Genomic DNA, 15,377 nt, shown 5'->3' with positions numbered 1-15,377 from the left:
ACGCGCTTCGGGTTCACGCCATGGTGGCGCGAACGTCCGGGTCTTCCAGCGTCTGGTCGAGTGTCATGCGCGTGCGATCGACGATGGCGTCGATCTCGGCCTCCGTGCAGCAGAGCGGTGGGGCATAACCCAGCACGCCATTGCCGAAAGCCCGGATGATGAGCCCGTTGTCCCAGGCGCGGTCGAATATCCGCCGCGACGGATTGGCCGCTGGTGGAAGCGGGGTCTTGCGTTGCTTGTCGACGACCAGCTCGATCGCCGCCAGCATGCCACGGCCGCGCACGTCGCCGACCAGCGGATGGTCGGCTAGGCTTTCGAGGCCCGACATCAGCCGGGCTCCTGCCTTGCGGCCGTTGTCCAGCAGACCGCCTTCATAGAGCCGCAGAACCTCGAGGCCGACAGCCGCACTGACGGGATGAGCGGAATAGGTATAGCCATGGCCGACGGCGGATTCGCCCGCGCCGTCCGCGATCGTGTCGTAGACATGGTCTGACATGAAAACCGCCCCCATCGGCGCATAACCGGAGGTCAGGCCCTTGGCGGTGGTCATCAGATCCGGGACGATGTTGTCCTCGGAACAGGCAAACAGCGGTCCAGTGCGGCCGAAGCCGGTGATGACCTCGTCGGCGACGAAGAGGATGTCCAGCTCCGTGCACAGATCGCGCATCGCCTTCATCCAGCCCGGCGGCGGCACCAGCACGCCGCCGGAACCCTGGATCGGTTCGGCATAGAAGGCCGCCACACGATCCTGGCCGAGCTCTTCCACCTTATGGCGTAGTGCGGCGACCGAGGCGGCGATGATCACCTGCGGATCGCTTCCTACCGGATTGCGGTAGGCATAGTGCGACGGAATCTTGTGCTGCCAGTCCAGCGGCACGCCGAAGCCGGCGTGGAAAGCAGGCAAGGCGGTGAGCCCCGCACCCACCGTTGACGAGCCGTGGTAGCCCTGTTCGATCGAAATGAACTGGTTCTTCTGCCGCATGCCCCTGGCATTCTGGTAATAATGGATGAAACGGATGGTGCTATCGACGGCATCGGAGCCGCCAAGCGTGAAGTAGACGTGATTGAGGTCGCCCGGCGCCCGCTCGGCAAGTTCCGCCGCCAGCCGGATGGCCGGTTCGGAGCCGAGGCCGAAATAGCCGGTGGCATACGGCAATTCGCGCAGCTGCCGGGTCGCCGCTTCGACGATGCTTTCCTGGCCATAGCCGGCGTTCACGCACCACAGGCCGGCAAAGCCGTCGATCATCTGATGGCCGGTGGCATCGGTGACGGTGGCGCCGGTGGCGGATTGCAGGACGCGTACCCCGGCCTTCTCATGGCCGCGATAGGAGGCGACCGGATGCACCAGATGGGCGCGGTCGAGTTCGATCAAGGAATTGCTCCGCATGTTTTCCTCCGGGTTCAGCCAAGGGCCTGACTGGCCAGGGCAAAGGTCTGGACGCGTGGCGCCCGCCGGGAAGCGGGGTCGCCCCTGCGCATGGTGATCCCGCCTCCCACCCTGGCCAGGCCCAGTCCGGCAAGCCACGGCGACAGCCCTGAACTCTCTGATGTATCGACACGCAACAAGGTGCCGGGGCTGGCGGCAAAAAGGAATGAGAGCAGGCTGCGGGCGGCCTCAGATGTCTCTGCTACGACCGGCCCCGCGACCTTGCCGCGGCCGAAGGTGCGCACCGCCGCAAAACCGACGGGCTTTCCCTCCCGGCGCAGAACGGCGATGCGCGCCTGTTCGCACAGCAGCCTGATCAGACCACCGCGGTCCATGCCGCAGGCCGAACGGTCCAGCTCCACGAATGCAGCGGCATCGTCCGCCGTCGCCCACTCGACGCCTTCGCCGGCAAGGGTCTCGGCGAGCAGGCCCTGATGCTGCAATACCGCCCCGGTCGCCTGGAAGCCGAGCTTTTCGTAAAGTGGCAGGCCTTCCCGTGTCGCCACCAGCCGGCATTCGCGGCTTTCGCTCGCTTGCAGGGCAAGATCCATCAGCTTGCGCCCGATGCCCCGGCCGCGCATCGCAACATCGACGATTACCATGTTGATGGTGGCGGCAGCTTTGCCGTATGGTGTGACCAGCGTGGTTGCGACAACCCGCTCGCCCTCCAATGCGACGAAGCCGGCGCTGAGCGCCAGCCCCATCGCCCAGTCCTCCCGCCTGTGCGGCCAGCCCGCCTGGGACGACAAAGCCACCGCGCCATCGAGATGCTCGGGGGCAAAATCCACGAGTGTGATTTCGTCTGTCTGCATGAGCTCATTTCCGACGGTTCGCTGCCCTGTGATAGACCCGTCGGCAAAGAAGATCGTCCCGACGACGTGCCGGGCGCGGTATCTTCCGCCGTCCCTTGCGGCGCTCGCCGCATCTTCTGCCGCAGGTTGACGACCGCGATGGAACGTCCGCTCCCCTGAGGTGGCGGCGACGGCACAACTTTCCGCCCCGGCAGCAATGATACGAAACATTCTGCTTTCAATGGCTGCAATTGCGGTGATCGAACGGGGATGCCTCTGCCTATGATGCAGTCCAGGCCCGCACCGCAATTTGGAAGGACTTTCGCGACATGTCACAGTTCCGGCCCAAATACATCACCTTCGACTGCTACGGCACGCTTACCAACTTCCAGATGGCCGAGGCCGCGCAGAGGATATACGGACCCCAGCTCGACGCGCCGGAGATGGCGCAGTTCATCAAGAATTTCGCGGCCTACCGGCTGGACGAAATCCTCGGCGACTGGAAGCCCTACAACGAAGTCATTCACAATGCCGTCGAACGCACCTGCCGCAAGAACGGGGTGGCCTTCCGCGCCGAGGACGCGCGTGCCATCTACGAGACTGTGCCGAGCTGGGGCCCGCATCCGGACGTGCCGGCTGGTCTGGCAAAGGTCGCCAAGGAAATCCCGCTGGTCATCCTGTCCAACGCGATGAACGAGCAGATCATGTCGAATGTGGAAAAGCTCGGTGCACCCTTCCACGCCGTCTACACCGCCCAGCAGGCCAATGCCTACAAGCCGCGCTTCCAAGCCTTCGAATACATGTTCGACATGCTGGGTTGCGGTCCGCAGGACGTGCTGCACTGCTCTTCGTCGTTCCGCTACGACCTGATGTCCGCCTATGATCTGGGCATCAAGCACAAGGTCTGGGTCAATCGCGGCCATGAGCCCGCCAACCCCTACTATGAATACACCGAGATCAAGGACATCTCGGGCCTGCCCGGGGTTGTCGGGCTCTGATGGAGTCTTGGCGATGAAGTTCGAGTCCTACTGGCACGATACCGCTCCGGTCTTCGCAGGAGCGGCCGAAGGACCGGCCGAGGGTCGCTACGACGTGGCCGTCATCGGCGGCGGCTTCACCGGGCTGGCGGCGGCGCGGCACCTGGCCAAGGCAGGCGCCAAGGTGGTCCTACTGGAAGCGGGCCGCGTCGGCTGCGGCGCCTCGGGCCGCAATGGCGGCCATCTCAACAATGGCCTCGCCCATAGTTTTCTCGCCGCCAAGTCCGAACTGGGACCCGAACGTGCCGTGGCGCTCTATCGCGCCTTCGACGATTCCGTCGATACGATCGAGCGCATCGTGGCGGAGGAGGCGATCGATTGCGACTTCCGCCGCTCAGGCAAGCTGAAGCTTGCCTCCAAGCCGGCGCATTTCGAGGCAATCGCCCGCAATTTTGCAGCCGTCAACCGCGAGGTCGATCCCGACACCGCACTGCTGACGGCAGCTGATCTGAAGAGCGAGATCGGCTCGTCCGTATTCCATGGCGCGATGCTGTCGAAGAAGAGCGCGATGATGCATATGGGACGGTTTGTCTCTGGCATCGCCGGGGCCGCGGTGCGGCAGGGTGCAACGATTTTCGAGAACACGCCGGTGACCGGGCACCGGTCGGCCGCGGGCCGGCATGAGCTGACGACACCGAGAGGCACTGTCGCCGCCGACAATGTCCTGTTGGCGACAGGCGCTTATACCACCAGTGCCTTTGGCTACTTCCGCCGCCGCATCGTGCCGGTCGGCAGTTTCATCATTGCCACGAGGCCGCTTTCCCCGGCCGAGATCGCGGCAACGGTGCCGGGCAACCGGACCTTCGTCACCTCGCTGAATGTAGGCAACTACTTTCGCTTGTCGCCGGACAACCGGCTGATCTTCGGTGGACGCGCGCGATTTTCGGCCACCTCCGACCAGCAGTCGGACGAAAAGAGCGGCGCGATTCTGCGCGCAAGCCTGGCGCAGATCTTCCCGCATCTGGCCAAGGTCGAGATCGACTATTGCTGGGGCGGGCTGGTGGACATGACAAAGGATCGGTTCCCGCGCGCGGGCTTTGCCGACGGTCTCTGGTTCGCCATGGGCTATTCCGGCCACGGCGCGCAGATGTCCACCCACATGGGAATGATCATCGCCGACGCCATTCTGGGCAAGGCCGATCGCAACCCGGTCGCCGGTCTTGGGTGGCCCGCGGTCCCGGGTCACTTCGGCAAGCCCTGGTTCCTGCCGCTCGTCGGTCTCTACTATAAGACGCTCGATCGCTTTCAGTAACGGCCATTGGACTGGCTAGCTCAGCCCGCCGATATGGAAGCTCTTCATTTCGAGATATTCCTCAATGCCGCACTGCGCCCCTTCGCGTCCCAGGCCCGATTGCTTGACACCACCAAACGGGGCGACCTCGGTTGAAATCGCGCCGGTATTCAGCCCCACCATTCCGAATTCAAGCGCTTCCGCCACCCGCCATGACCGCTTCAGGCTCTCGCTGTAGAAATAGGCGGCTAGACCGTAGGGTGTGCCGTTGGCAAGAGTGATGGCCTCGGCCTCGGTTTCGAAGCGGAACAGCGGCGCGACCGGACCAAAGGTTTCCTCGCCGGCCAGAAGCATGTCCGCCGTCGCATCGCCCAGCACCATCGGCGTCGCATATTGCTTGCCCTCAGGCATCGCGGGACTTGTCGACAGCACGCGGGCGCCCTTGGCCAGCGCGTCGCAGACATGCCGGTCGATCTTGTCGATGGCGGCGGCGTTGATCATCGGTCCGATCTCCACGCCGGGTTCGGTGCCTGGCCCCACCTTCATCGCCGAAACCCGCGCGGCGAGCTTGCTGGCGAAGGCGTCGTAGACACCCGACTGCACGAGGAGACGGTTCGAGCAGACGCAGGTCTGCCCGCCATTGCGGAACTTGGAGACGATGGCACCCTCGATGGCGAGGTCGAGATCGGCGTCGTCGAAGACTATGAACGGCGCGTTGCCGCCGAGTTCGAGGCTGAGGCGCTTGATGCTGTCGGCCGCCCCGCGCATCAGCAACGATCCGACGCGGGTCGAGCCGGTGAAGGAGATCTTGCGTACCGTTTCGTTGGCCGTCAGTTCGGCGCCGATGTCCGCTGGCATGCCGGTAACGATGTTGATGACGCCGGCGGGAATGCCGGCGCGCTCCGCCAGCACGCCGAGCGCCAGCGCCGAGAACGGGGTGAATTCCGAAGGCTTGACCACCACGGTGCAGCCCGCCGCCAACGCTGGCGCGACTTTCCTTGTGATCATGGCATTGGGGAAGTTCCACGGCGTGATGATGGCGCAGACGCCGACCGGTTCCTTCAGCACCACGATCCGCCGATCCGGCGTCGGCGAGGGAATGGTGCTGCCGCCGATCCGGCGCGCCTCCTCGGCGAACCATTTGACGAAAGAGGCGCCGTAGCGGATTTCGCCAAGCGCCTCCGCCAGCGGCTTGCCTTGCTCGAGCGTCAGGATGCGGGCCAGGTCCTGCGCATTTTCGATCATCAGCATGTGCCATGCTTCCAGCAGCGCGGCACGCTCGGCGTGCGTTTTCGCACGCCATGGGCCGAAGGCCGCTTGCGCCGCCTCGATCGCCGCGCGGGTTTCAACCCTACCGACATCGGGGACCGAGCCGATCGCTGCCTGGGCGGCGGGATCGATCACTTCGACGCTGGCGCGTGAGGTCGCATCCTGCCACCCGCCGGCGATCAGGCATTGCTGCCGGAACAGGCCTTTGTCGTTCAATTCTTTCATGTCTTTCCCTCCCGGTTCAGGCAAGTGCTGCCAGCACGGCCGTGGTGATCACCTCGGTCCGGTCCTCGCCCGGCCGCGTGCCGATGCCGCGCGCGGTCGCGGCTTCGATCGCCGCCATCACCCTCGCTGCCGCGTCATGCTCGCCCAGATGGCCAAGCATCATCGCCCCGGACCAGATGGCAGCGATCGGGTTGGCGATGCCGAGATGGGCAATGTCGGGGGCTGAGCCATGAACCGGTTCGAACATCGAAGGCGCGCTGCGATCCGGATTGATGTTGGCGGAGGCGGCGAAGCCGAGGCCACCCTGGATCGCCGCGCCCAGATCGGTGAGGATGTCGCCGAACAGGTTGGAGGCAACGACAACGTCGAGGCTTTCCGGCGCCATCACCATCCGCGCGGCCATGGCATCGATATGGTAGCTGGTGACCTGGATGTCCGGATATTCGGTGGCAAGGCGCGCCGTCACCTCGTCCCAGAACACCATCGAGTATTTCTGCGCATTCGACTTGGTCACCGAAGCGAGTTTTCGCTTCCGCAACCGCGCCTGCTCGAAGCCAAAGCGCAGGATCCGCTCGACGCCCTTGCGTGTGAAGATCGAGGTCTCCACCGCGACCTCATCGCCGGTGCCTTGGTGCACGCGGCCGCCGGCGCCGGAATATTCGCCCTCGGTATTCTCGCGGATGCAGAGGATGTCGAAACTTGCGGCCTTCAGCGGTACCTCGACCCCGGGCAGCAGCCGGTGCGGCCGGATGTTGGCGTATTGCACGAACGCCTTGCGGATCGGCAGAAGGAGCCCATACAGAGACACCGAGTCCGGCACTTCCGCCGGCCAGCCGACTGCGCCGAGCAGGATCGCGTCGAAGCCGCGCAAGGTCTCGATCCCGTCTTCCGGCATCATCCTGCCGGTTTGCTTGTAGTAGGCACAGGACCAGGGGAAGTGCTGGCCCTGCAGCGCGAAGCCGGAGCCCCTGGCCGCGGCCTCGAGCACCTGCCAGGCCGCGTCGGTGACGCTCTTGCCGATGCCGTCGCCGGGGATCAACGCGATGGAATAGCTCTTCATATTCCGTCCTTCAGCATCAAAGGTCGATCAGCACGCTTTTGCTTTTGCGGTTCGCGAGATAGGCCTCGCGGCCAAGATCCTTGCCGATGCCGGAGCGCTTGTAGCCGCCGGTCGACAGGATGTGGTCGCGGGAGCGGTTGTAGCGGTTGACCCAGATGGTGCCGGCCTGGAGGCGCTTCGTTACCCGGATGGCGCGGGAAAGATCGCGGGTAAAGACACCAGCGGCGAGCCCATAGGTCGGATGGTCGGCGAGGACCATTGCTTCTTCCTCCTCGGCAAATGTCTGCAGGGTCAACACCGGCCCGAAAATCTCCTCAGTCACCGCGGGGGAGGATTGGTCGACGCCCCCGATCAGTGTCGGCGCGTAGAAATAGCCCTCCCGGTCGAGCCGCTTGCCGCCGACGAGGCATTCGGCGCCGGCACTGACGGCGGCCTGGACGATGGCGTCGATCCGGCCGAGCTGGCGTTCCGAGATGATCGGCGAATAACGCGTCGCCTCGTCCCAGGTCGGGCCGGGACGGATTGCCGCCATGTGCGCGGCGATGGCCTGTGCCAACGGCTCAGCGATCGCTTCGGCCACGATCAGCCGCGAACCTGCCACACAGGCCTGCCCCGCATTCGACAGAATGCCTTGCGCGACGGCCCTGGCCGCGAGATCAAGATCGGCATCGGCAAAGACGAGCTGCGGGCTCTTGCCGCCCAATTCCAGGGTCATCGGCTTGATGCCTGTGCGGGCGATGTTCTGCATGATCGCGGCACCGGCAGCCGTCGATCCGGTAAAGCTGATCTTGCCGATTTCCGGATGGCCGGTGATCGCATTGCCGGTAGTCGGGCCGTCGCCCAGAACGATGTTAATGAGCCCGGCAGGCAGGCCGGCCCGAACCGAGAGTTCGGCCATGTAGAGCACTGAGAAAGGGGTCATCTCGGAGGGCTTCAGCACCACGGCGTTGCCCGCGGCCAGCGCCGGCCCCAGCTTCCAGCCTGCCATCGAGAGCGGGAAATTCCACGGCGTGATCGCACCGACGACGCCGTAGGGCTCGGTGAGGATCATTCCCAGGCTGGCGTCGGCGGTCGGCACCAGGTCGCCGCCTTCCTTGTCGGCGAACTCGGCGAAAAAGCGGATCTGCTCGGCCGTGATCGCGATGTCACCTTCGATGAGCTGGCCGACGGGGCGGGTGGACGCGACGGCCTCCAGTCGGGCCATTGTCTCGGCTTCGGCCTCGATCAGGTCGGCCCAGCGCTGCAGGACACGGGTGCGTTCGCGCGGGCGCAGGCCTGCCCAGCCACTGTCCTTGAGTGCGTGCTTTGCTGCGTCGACGGCCTGGTCGACGACGTCGGTGCCGGCCACCGGACAGTCCGCATAGGCCGCGCCGTCCGACGGGCGATGCATCGGCAGCACGCCGGCTGCGGGGATGAGCCGTCCGCCGATGAAGTGGCCATGCGGGAACGCAAGGGCGTCGGGATCGAAGCTGAGGGACATGGTGTCGCCTTGTCTTGAGGACAGGGGCACTCTAGCCGTCATCGCAGCGCAGTTTGCATCGACCGCGACGGGGCCGGCGATGGAATATCCCGTTTCACGACGTTGTTTCAGCGCAATCTTCGGAGGATAGGGCTGCCACCGAAGGGCGATCGCGAAGATCAGTCAGTGACGGTGACGTAGATCTTGCGCACGGTCTCGACCGTTCGCCATATTCCGGTAAAACCCGGTTTCATGACGAAGCTGTCGCCTGCGCGATAGGTGTTGGTCTTGCCGCCGTCTTCCGTCAGCTCGATCACGCCCTCGAGGATATGGCAAAATTCAAAGGTCGTTCCCTTGATGGAGCGCGTCTCGCCCGGTGTCGCCTCCCATATTCCGGTGTGAATCGTGGCGTCGCGTGCGGTGTCTTGCGCCCAGGTCTTGAAGGAGGGATCGCCGGAGATCAGGCGGTCGGGCAGCGCCTTTGATTCCCGCGGCGCGTTGAGCGGCTTCGGATCGATTGTCTTGAGCAGGGACATGGGATTTCCTTTGTCGAGCGAGGGTCAGTAACCCCGGTTGCGGTCGACGAGACCGATGGGATCGAGTCCGGCTTCATGCCGGCGAATGTTGGCGACCACGGCTTTTGCCGCCGTCTCCGGCTGCGTGACGCCGGCCACATGCGGGGTCAGCAGGATCTTGGGATGGCGCCAGAACGGATGGTCGGCCGGCAAGGGCTCGGGATCGGTCACGTCGATCATCGCCCCCGCAAGATGGTCGCTGTCGAGTGCGGCAAGCAGAGCTGCTTGGTCGAGTTGCGGCCCGCGTCCGACATGCACCAGGCTCGCCCCGGCAGGCAGGCTGGCGAACACACTGGCATTGAGGAAACCACGTGTTTCGGCGGTCAGCGGCAAGAGGCAGATCAGAATGTCGGTTTGGGAGAGAAAGGTCTTCAGCCCCGCTTCGCCGCTATGGCAGCGGATGCCGGGGATGTCGCGCGCGGAGCGGCTCCAGCCCGACAGCGCAAAGCCGAAGGGCCGCAGCCGATCGAGGACCGCCGACCCCAGCATGCCGAGGCCGAGCACGCCCACCCGCCGGTCCGGCGCCTGCCGCACTGGACGAGCCCGCCAGTCGCTGCGCGCCTGCTGGGCAAGGTAGCCCGGCAGGTCGCGATGCAGCGCCAGCACTGCGAGTGTCACATATTCCTGCATCATGCGGATGATGCCTTCCTCGACCATCCGCACCAGCTTGACCTTCGCGGACAGGAGGTCTGTGCGGAACTGGTCGACGCCGGCACCGATCGAAAACAGCACTTCCAGATTGGGAAAACTGCCGAGATCTTCGGGTGCCGACCAGGTCAGCAGATAACGGACCTCGGCCTTGTTGACCGCGGCAGGGTCGGCAGCAAAACGCAGTCCCGGCAATTCGCGAGCGAACTCGTCCGCGAAAATCCGGACCCGCTCGGGATCGGAATTGATCAGGAAAGCCATTCGAGGTTCCTTGGCAAGCGATGATCGAGCTTGGCTGACGCAGCGCCGCAGGATGCGTTGAAGCGGTCGAGCCTGACGGCAGATCGCGCTGAAATTCATCACCAGTCGAGAAGGCTTCAGGAGCGAAGCCGCTCCCCCAGATCCTCGATCATCCGCTGGCAAGCGGCCATCTCGCCGATCTCGATGTATTCGTCCGGCCGGTGTGCACGACCGATGTCGCCCGGCCCGCAGATGATCGCCTCTATTCCCGCCGCCTGATAAAGCCCTGCTTCGGTGCCGTAGCTCACTGCGGCTAGCGGCTCTTGCCCCGACAGGTCCCGCAGCAGGCTGGCGAGCGGCGCTTCGGCGGCGAGTGAGAGCGCCGGATATTCGCTGAGCATGTCCCAACTGATATCGAACCCCTGAATGCTCAGGTCTGCCGCTGCGGCCTGCAGGGGAGCCAGCAATGCGGCGGGAGAGACGCCAGCGATGGCGCGCGCCTCGATCTCGGCGGCGCAGAAATCCGGAATGATGTTCAGCGCCTGTCCGCCGCCAATTACGCCAACCTGGAGCGAGGAATAGGGCGGCGAAAAACTTGCATCCAAAGGCCCTGCCTTGAGTGCTTCGGCGCTTTGCACAGCCCCGGCCAGGACCGCGGCCATGGCATGGATCGCGTTCAACCCCTGGTCGGGTCTCGAGGAGTGGCCTGAACGGCCGCGAATTTCGACACGCGCCGCGGCCTTGCCTTTATGGGCGAGGACCGCGCGCATCCCACTTGGCTCGCCGACAATGCAGCCTAGCGGCTTTGCGCAGAGCTGAGGCAGACGTTCGATCAGATGCCGCACGCCGCGGCAGCCGGCTTCCTCGTCATAGGAGAAGGCTAGATGGATGGGACGGAGAAGAGGCTTGGCCGCCAACACGGGCAGGGCGGCCAGAACGCAGCCCAGAAAGCCTTTCATGTCGCTGGTGCCGCGTCCGTAGAGCCGCTTTCCCTCGGCGCGCAGCACAAACGGATCGGTTGTCCAGCCCGGCTCCTCGGCCGGGACCACATCCATATGACCGGACAAGATGAAACCCGGCACGTCTGCCGGGCCAAAAGTGGCGAACACGTTTGCCCGGTCGCCTTCCGGTCCGGGGAGGATCGTTACCTTCGCGCCGCAACCTTCGGCATGGTTGGCAATCCATTCCACGATCGCCCAGTTTGGCTGGCCGACGACCGAGGCAAAGGCAATAAGCTGGGCCAGGATTTGCTCGGCCGTCATGTTGCTTGCTCGCGGGTACGGTGTCGGACGAAAGGAGACATTGCGGATCCTCTGCGGCAAACTGGCGGGCGATTCCGGGAGCCTTCCGCTTCAACATAGAGACGCGCTCCAAATCCTGGATGCGGAAAGCCGTTGATCTACAGTGAAAAGTTTCGACTACAGCCTCATCTGAAGCGGATTCTGTGATTTAGATGGCTATGCTTGACTCGATGAAGTCAGGTCCATCAAATTTGCCCCGAGAGGCGTCGTTGAAGGCAGCGGAATCCATCCGGCTCAGTTCTTTCGAGTTGAAGGTCGGCGACATCGCCAACGTTGAGCTTGAAAAGCTGCATGGGCTTTCGATCAGCGTCGGCTGGCCGCATCGGGCCGAAGACTGGCAGATGTTGCTGGAAATCGGCGAAGGAATAGCGGCTCAGGACGAAATCGGGCGGGTCGTGGCCACCGCCATGTGGTTTCCCCTCGGAGCGAACTTCGCCACGGTTGGCATGGTCATCACCTCGCCGCGCTTGCAGGCCCATGGCGCCGGCCGCTGGATCATGAACAACGTATTGGCGCGGGTCGGCTCGCGCAGCCTAGGCTTGAACGCCACCCGAGCGGCGCGCCGTCTTTATCTGTCTCTTGGTTTTGCTCCCGCGCGGCTCGTCTACCAGTGCCAGGGCGACGCGGTGATGCCCGCATCCGCATTGCTGCCTGCCGGAGCTACCTTGCGCAACATCGAGCATTCCGATCTAGCCCGACTCGTGGCTCTCGATCGCAGCGCCTACGGCACTGATCGTTCCGCGCTGATGGCACGGCTGTTGGACGTTTCGAAGGGCGTGGCGCTTCTGCGCGAAGGCCGCATCCAGGCTTTCGCTCTTTGTCGTCCTTTCGGACGCGGCCATGTTGTCGGGCCGGTGGTGGCCGCGACGGATGACGATGCGATTGCCGTCACGGGGCCGCATGTCGCGGAGCACGTCGGGCAATTTCTGCGCCTCGACACGCGGCAGGAGACGGGCCCGTTCCCGGAGTTCGTGGCGCGGTCAGGTCTGCCGGTCTACGATACGGTGACCAGCATGTGGCTTGGCCGGCCGTGGGCTGTCGCAAGCGAACAGGATACCGGTATGTTGCCAGTCACCTACGCATTGGCCAGCCAGGCCTTTGGCTGATCTTTTCTTGAAATGACGACGGGATCGTCCGTCGTGGGAGAGTCGGCCCGTCGACAGCGCATAACCCGAATCGGATCACACGCCCAACAGCCTGCGATAGTGGAATCGACGCTGGTTCATTTCGCCAGGTCAACCGGCCGAGTTGGTCAGTGACGGGTAAAGCGCCTAACGCTGTCGGGAGGACTCCGGCGTAGAATTACTTGCAATCGGCGGTCCGCTTTGCGCCCACTCTCGATATCGCGCCATCGCGACCCCTGACCTGGACCCGGCATTGGCGCCCTGCGCCGCAACCGTCGAAAAAAATTGCAGGACGATGTCGATTTCCTAAAACTCCGTTCGTCGTTCCGATGCCAGGCCGATGAGGCCGGCTCAAACAAGGAGACAGACGATGCGTGTGATGGTGCTGGTGAAGGCTACCGAGGACAGCGAAAAGGGCTTTCTTCCCACGCCCGAGGCGAAGGAGGCGATGGAGGCGATGGGCAGATTCAACGATGAGCTGCGCAAAGCTGGCATCTTGCTCGACGCCGACGGCCTCAAGCCCTCCTCGCAGGGCAAGCGCGTTGCGTTCGATGGTCCCCGCCGTACCGTCATCGACGGGCCTTTCGCCGAGACCCGCGAGCTGGTCGCCGGCTTTTGGCTCTGGGAAGTCAAGAACATGGACGAGGCAGTTGCCTGGGTGAAGCGCTGCCCCAATCCCATGCCGGGACCAAGCGAGATCGAAATCCGGCCGCTGTACGAGATGGCTGATTGGCAATGGGAACCTGACGCCGGAGGTCACGGAAATCCATGACCGGATGCGCGAGAAGCGCAGCGGCAACTGAGACTGTCGGCCGCAATCTGCTTGCCTCCCTCATGGCTTTGGCCAACAAGACAGCATGACTGCAGGCGAGACGCATCAGGCGATCGAAGCGATTTTTCGCATTGAACGGGCCAGGCTCATCGCGGGCCTGGTTCGCTTCGTGCGCAATGTCGACCTTGCAGAGGAACTGGTGCAGGACGCCCTGGTCATAGCCCTGTCCGAATGGTCCAGGACCGGCGTTCCGGCCAATCCCGGCGCTTGGCTGATGACGGTCGCCAAACGCCGCGCCATCGACGCGATCCGTCGCGACAAGATGCATGAGCGCAAGCATGAAGAGATCGCGCGTGAGCTGGACGGCGAGTGCGACGACTCTGCCGAGGTGATCGAAGTGGCCACTAACGATGATCTTGGCGACGAGCTGCTGGGCCTCATCTTCACAGCCTGCCACCCCGTACTTTCGGCCGACGCGCGTGCGGCGCTCACGCTGCGTGTCATCGGCGGTCTGACGACTGACGAGATCGCCCGTGCTTTCCTGTCGAGCGAGGTGACCATCGCCCAGCGCATCGTCCGCGCGAAGAGGACGATCGGAAAGGCCGGACTGAGCTTCGAGGTGCCGCGCGGCGCCGAGCGTGCGGCGCGTCTCTCCTCGGTGCTGGAGGTTATCTACCTCATCTTCAATGAAGGCTATGCTGCCACGGCGGGCGACGACCTTGTCCGGCCGGGCCTGTGCCTGGAGGCGCAACGGCTGGGCCGCATGCTGGCGGGGCTGATGCCCGAGGATGCCGAGGTGTTCGGTCTGCTCGCTCTGATGGAAATCCAGGCATCGCGCCTGTCGGCACGCATCGGGCCGGACGGCGCCCTCGTAACGCTGACCGAGCAGAATCGCGCACGCTGGGACCAGCTGCTGATCCGCCGAGGCCTTGACGCGCTGGCCCGCGCCGAAGCTCTCGGGGGCGATGGCCCCTATGCGTTGCAAGCCGCGCTTGCAGCCTGCCATGCGCGCGCGCGCAGTCCGGCCGATACCGACTGGCCCCGCATCGCAGCGCTCTACGACCGGCTGCGAGCAGTGATGCCCTCGCCGGTGGTCGATCTCAATCGAGCGGTCGCCCACAGCATGGCCTTCGGGCCTGAAGCGGGCCTGCGGCTGGTAGACGAGATTGCCGACGCCGCCGCCCTGCGCAACTACGCGCCATTGCCGGCGGCGAGGGGCGACTTTCTATTTCGGGCGGGCCGACTGGCCGAGGCCCGCGCCGAATTCGAGGCTGCGGCCAAGCTCACCCGCAATGTGCGGGAAGCGGCCTTTCTCCTCGCCCGCGCAGACGCTTGTGGTTGACAGCGTCGATCTCTGTGTCTGAAGCGCGGCCCGGGCTGGGCTTCCCCACGGTGGATGTAGCGGGCGCTGTGGCCGCGGGGATTGGTCGAGGCCTCACGCGGTCACCGCCCGGTTGCGGGCGACGGTTTCATCGTGGGTCAGCTTGCCGCCGGCCGCCATGAATTCCTTGAGTAGTGCGTCGCGATTGCCAGGCGCACGAGACCGGTCGGCCGACTGCAGCGCCGATTTCAACTCGTTCGTCGTCAGTTCCGTGCAATAGGCCGGGGTGCCCGGCTGCTGACGCCAGGACTCACTGAGACTCCCAGAGTCTAGCGCGTCAAAGCCGGTGGCCTCGACCAGCTCCATGGCAGTGGCCTTGGCCCTCGGGTCGTCACCGGCAACCGGAATTGCGATACGCCGAGATGCCCCGGCCGGTTCTCTCGGCCAGCGTTGCAGCCAGCACGGCGTTCCATGCCTTGATGACGGGACGACCGATCTGCCCACTCACCCAGACGCTTTCAGGCTTGCCGCCATCGACCTCGGCGACCACGCCGTCACGGAACGGGTAATAGTTAGAGGTGTCGATCACGACGACGTGGGCGGACACCTCGTTGAAGAGGCTGGCGAGATCGGGATAATTCGCGAACGGGATCGAAACAACGATCACCTCCACGCCCTGCACGGCTTCGTCCCTCGACACAGCCCTAGCTCCTGCGTCGCGGGCAAGGTCGCGAATGGTGTCGGGCCCCTTCGAATTGGCGAGCCTGACCTCGTGGCCGCTGGCGGCAAGCTTCCGTGCCAAAGTGGCGCCGATGGCTCCCGCGCCGAGGATTCCGATCTTCATTAGATGTCCTTTCGTGAAAAGTGAGAGCGCCTGCCTTGTCCGCGCAGCGCCACA

13 protein-coding genes and 1 pseudogene are annotated in these 15,377 nt (G+C 64.5%); 5 read left to right on the top strand and 9 right to left on the bottom strand.

Annotated features, from left to right (window positions below):
• Positions 1 to 13 precede the first annotated feature (13 nt).
• Both NKJ08_RS10530 and NKJ08_RS10525 read right to left on the bottom strand, forming a co-directional pair.
• The gene (locus NKJ08_RS10530) at positions 14 to 1,387 is read right to left on the bottom strand and encodes an aspartate aminotransferase family protein (protein ID WP_352530260.1); all 1,374 of its coding nucleotides are present in this window, start codon (positions 1,385 to 1,387) and stop codon (positions 14 to 16) included.
• A 14-nt stretch (positions 1,388 to 1,401) separates the two neighbouring features.
• The gene (locus tag NKJ08_RS10525) at positions 1,402 to 2,238 is read right to left on the bottom strand and encodes a GNAT family N-acetyltransferase (RefSeq protein WP_352530262.1); all 837 of its coding nucleotides are present in this window, start codon (positions 2,236 to 2,238) and stop codon (positions 1,402 to 1,404) included.
• A 308-nt stretch (positions 2,239 to 2,546) separates the two neighbouring features.
• On the opposite strand from NKJ08_RS10525, the gene NKJ08_RS10520 reads away from it, so the two are divergent.
• Both NKJ08_RS10520 and NKJ08_RS10515 read left to right on the top strand, forming a co-directional pair.
• Complete coding sequence (locus NKJ08_RS10520; RefSeq protein WP_352530264.1) at positions 2,547 to 3,215, top strand: haloacid dehalogenase type II; 669 nt, start codon at positions 2,547 to 2,549, stop codon at positions 3,213 to 3,215.
• A gap of 13 nt (positions 3,216 to 3,228) precedes the next feature.
• Positions 3,229 to 4,506: an NAD(P)/FAD-dependent oxidoreductase gene (locus NKJ08_RS10515; RefSeq protein WP_352530266.1), complete on the top strand. Its 1,278-nt coding sequence runs from the start codon at positions 3,229 to 3,231 to the stop codon at positions 4,504 to 4,506.
• 15 nt (positions 4,507 to 4,521) lie between these two features.
• On the opposite strand, the gene NKJ08_RS10510 is transcribed toward NKJ08_RS10515, so the two are convergent.
• The 6 genes from NKJ08_RS10510 to argE all read right to left on the bottom strand — a co-directional run bounded on the left by NKJ08_RS10510 (position 4,522) and on the right by argE (position 11,223).
• On the bottom strand, positions 4,522 to 5,979 hold the full coding sequence (locus NKJ08_RS10510; protein ID WP_352530268.1) for an NAD-dependent succinate-semialdehyde dehydrogenase: 1,458 nt from the start codon (positions 5,977 to 5,979) through the stop codon (positions 4,522 to 4,524).
• Between the two features lie 16 nt (positions 5,980 to 5,995).
• On the bottom strand, positions 5,996 to 7,039 hold the full coding sequence (locus tag NKJ08_RS10505) for a tartrate dehydrogenase (RefSeq protein ID WP_352781713.1): 1,044 nt from the start codon (positions 7,037 to 7,039) through the stop codon (positions 5,996 to 5,998).
• Between the two features lie 16 nt (positions 7,040 to 7,055).
• Positions 7,056 to 8,519 (bottom strand): aldehyde dehydrogenase family protein, encoded by a 1,464-nt coding sequence (locus tag NKJ08_RS10500; protein ID WP_352530272.1) that lies wholly within the window; start codon positions 8,517 to 8,519, stop codon positions 7,056 to 7,058.
• A gap of 158 nt (positions 8,520 to 8,677) precedes the next feature.
• Complete coding sequence (locus tag NKJ08_RS10495) at positions 8,678 to 9,034, bottom strand: cupin domain-containing protein (RefSeq protein WP_352530274.1); 357 nt, start codon at positions 9,032 to 9,034, stop codon at positions 8,678 to 8,680.
• A gap of 24 nt (positions 9,035 to 9,058) precedes the next feature.
• Positions 9,059 to 9,982 carry a 2-hydroxyacid dehydrogenase gene (locus tag NKJ08_RS10490; RefSeq protein WP_352530276.1) on the bottom strand — a complete coding sequence of 308 codons (924 nt, stop codon included), beginning with the start codon at positions 9,980 to 9,982 and terminating at the stop codon, positions 9,059 to 9,061.
• A gap of 116 nt (positions 9,983 to 10,098) precedes the next feature.
• Entirely contained in the window at positions 10,099 to 11,223 is a 1,125-nt protein-coding gene (gene argE, locus NKJ08_RS10485; protein ID WP_352530278.1) for an acetylornithine deacetylase, read from the bottom strand.
• A gap of 209 nt (positions 11,224 to 11,432) precedes the next feature.
• Between argE and NKJ08_RS10480 the strand changes: the two genes are divergently transcribed.
• The 3 genes from NKJ08_RS10480 to NKJ08_RS10470 all read left to right on the top strand — a co-directional run bounded on the left by NKJ08_RS10480 (position 11,433) and on the right by NKJ08_RS10470 (position 14,500).
• Positions 11,433 to 12,368, top strand: coding sequence for a GNAT family N-acetyltransferase (locus NKJ08_RS10480; protein WP_502904227.1), 936 nt, complete (start codon positions 11,433 to 11,435; stop codon positions 12,366 to 12,368).
• A 397-nt stretch (positions 12,369 to 12,765) separates the two neighbouring features.
• Positions 12,766 to 13,158: a YciI family protein gene (locus NKJ08_RS10475; RefSeq protein ID WP_352776440.1), complete on the top strand. Its 393-nt coding sequence runs from the start codon at positions 12,766 to 12,768 to the stop codon at positions 13,156 to 13,158.
• 85 nt (positions 13,159 to 13,243) lie between these two features.
• A complete protein-coding gene (locus NKJ08_RS10470; protein ID WP_352776442.1) occupies positions 13,244 to 14,500 on the top strand; it encodes an RNA polymerase sigma factor in 1,257 nt (418 codons plus the stop codon).
• A 93-nt stretch (positions 14,501 to 14,593) separates the two neighbouring features.
• Here the strand turns inward: NKJ08_RS10470 and NKJ08_RS10465 are convergent.
• A pseudogene (locus tag NKJ08_RS10465) lies at positions 14,594 to 15,323 on the bottom strand (NADPH-dependent F420 reductase).
• Between the last annotated feature and the right edge of the window lie 54 nt (positions 15,324 to 15,377).

Source organism: Mesorhizobium sp. M0244, assembly GCF_040321795.1.
Lineage (GTDB): Bacteria > Pseudomonadota > Alphaproteobacteria > Rhizobiales > Rhizobiaceae > Mesorhizobium.
The sequence above is the reverse complement of the archived record's forward strand: the minus strand, read 5'-3'. Positions and strand labels throughout refer to the sequence as shown.

Excerpts from the sequence above, each read along its gene's own strand:
- NKJ08_RS10480 (WP_502904227.1), top strand. The coding sequence starts at position 11,433 with ATGAAGTCAGGTCCATCAAATTTGCCCCGAGAGGCGTCGTTGAAGGCA.
- NKJ08_RS10530 (WP_352530260.1), bottom strand. The coding sequence starts at position 1,387 with ATGCGGAGCAATTCCTTGATCGAACTCGACCGCGCCCATCTGGTGCAT.
- NKJ08_RS10515 (WP_352530266.1), top strand. The coding sequence starts at position 3,229 with ATGAAGTTCGAGTCCTACTGGCACGATACCGCTCCGGTCTTCGCAGGA.
- NKJ08_RS10510 (WP_352530268.1), bottom strand. The coding sequence starts at position 5,979 with ATGAAAGAATTGAACGACAAAGGCCTGTTCCGGCAGCAATGCCTGATC.
- NKJ08_RS10470 (WP_352776442.1), top strand. The coding sequence starts at position 13,244 with ATGACTGCAGGCGAGACGCATCAGGCGATCGAAGCGATTTTTCGCATT.
- NKJ08_RS10475 (WP_352776440.1), top strand. The coding sequence starts at position 12,766 with ATGGTGCTGGTGAAGGCTACCGAGGACAGCGAAAAGGGCTTTCTTCCC.
- NKJ08_RS10490 (WP_352530276.1), bottom strand. The coding sequence starts at position 9,982 with ATGGCTTTCCTGATCAATTCCGATCCCGAGCGGGTCCGGATTTTCGCG.
- argE (WP_352530278.1), bottom strand. The coding sequence starts at position 11,223 with ATGACGGCCGAGCAAATCCTGGCCCAGCTTATTGCCTTTGCCTCGGTC.
- NKJ08_RS10500 (WP_352530272.1), bottom strand. The coding sequence starts at position 8,519 with ATGTCCCTCAGCTTCGATCCCGACGCCCTTGCGTTCCCGCATGGCCAC.
- NKJ08_RS10495 (WP_352530274.1), bottom strand. The coding sequence starts at position 9,034 with ATGTCCCTGCTCAAGACAATCGATCCGAAGCCGCTCAACGCGCCGCGG.
- NKJ08_RS10505 (WP_352781713.1), bottom strand. The coding sequence starts at position 7,039 with ATGAAGAGCTATTCCATCGCGTTGATCCCCGGCGACGGCATCGGCAAG.
- NKJ08_RS10520 (WP_352530264.1), top strand. The coding sequence starts at position 2,547 with ATGTCACAGTTCCGGCCCAAATACATCACCTTCGACTGCTACGGCACG.
- NKJ08_RS10525 (WP_352530262.1), bottom strand. The coding sequence starts at position 2,238 with ATGCAGACAGACGAAATCACACTCGTGGATTTTGCCCCCGAGCATCTC.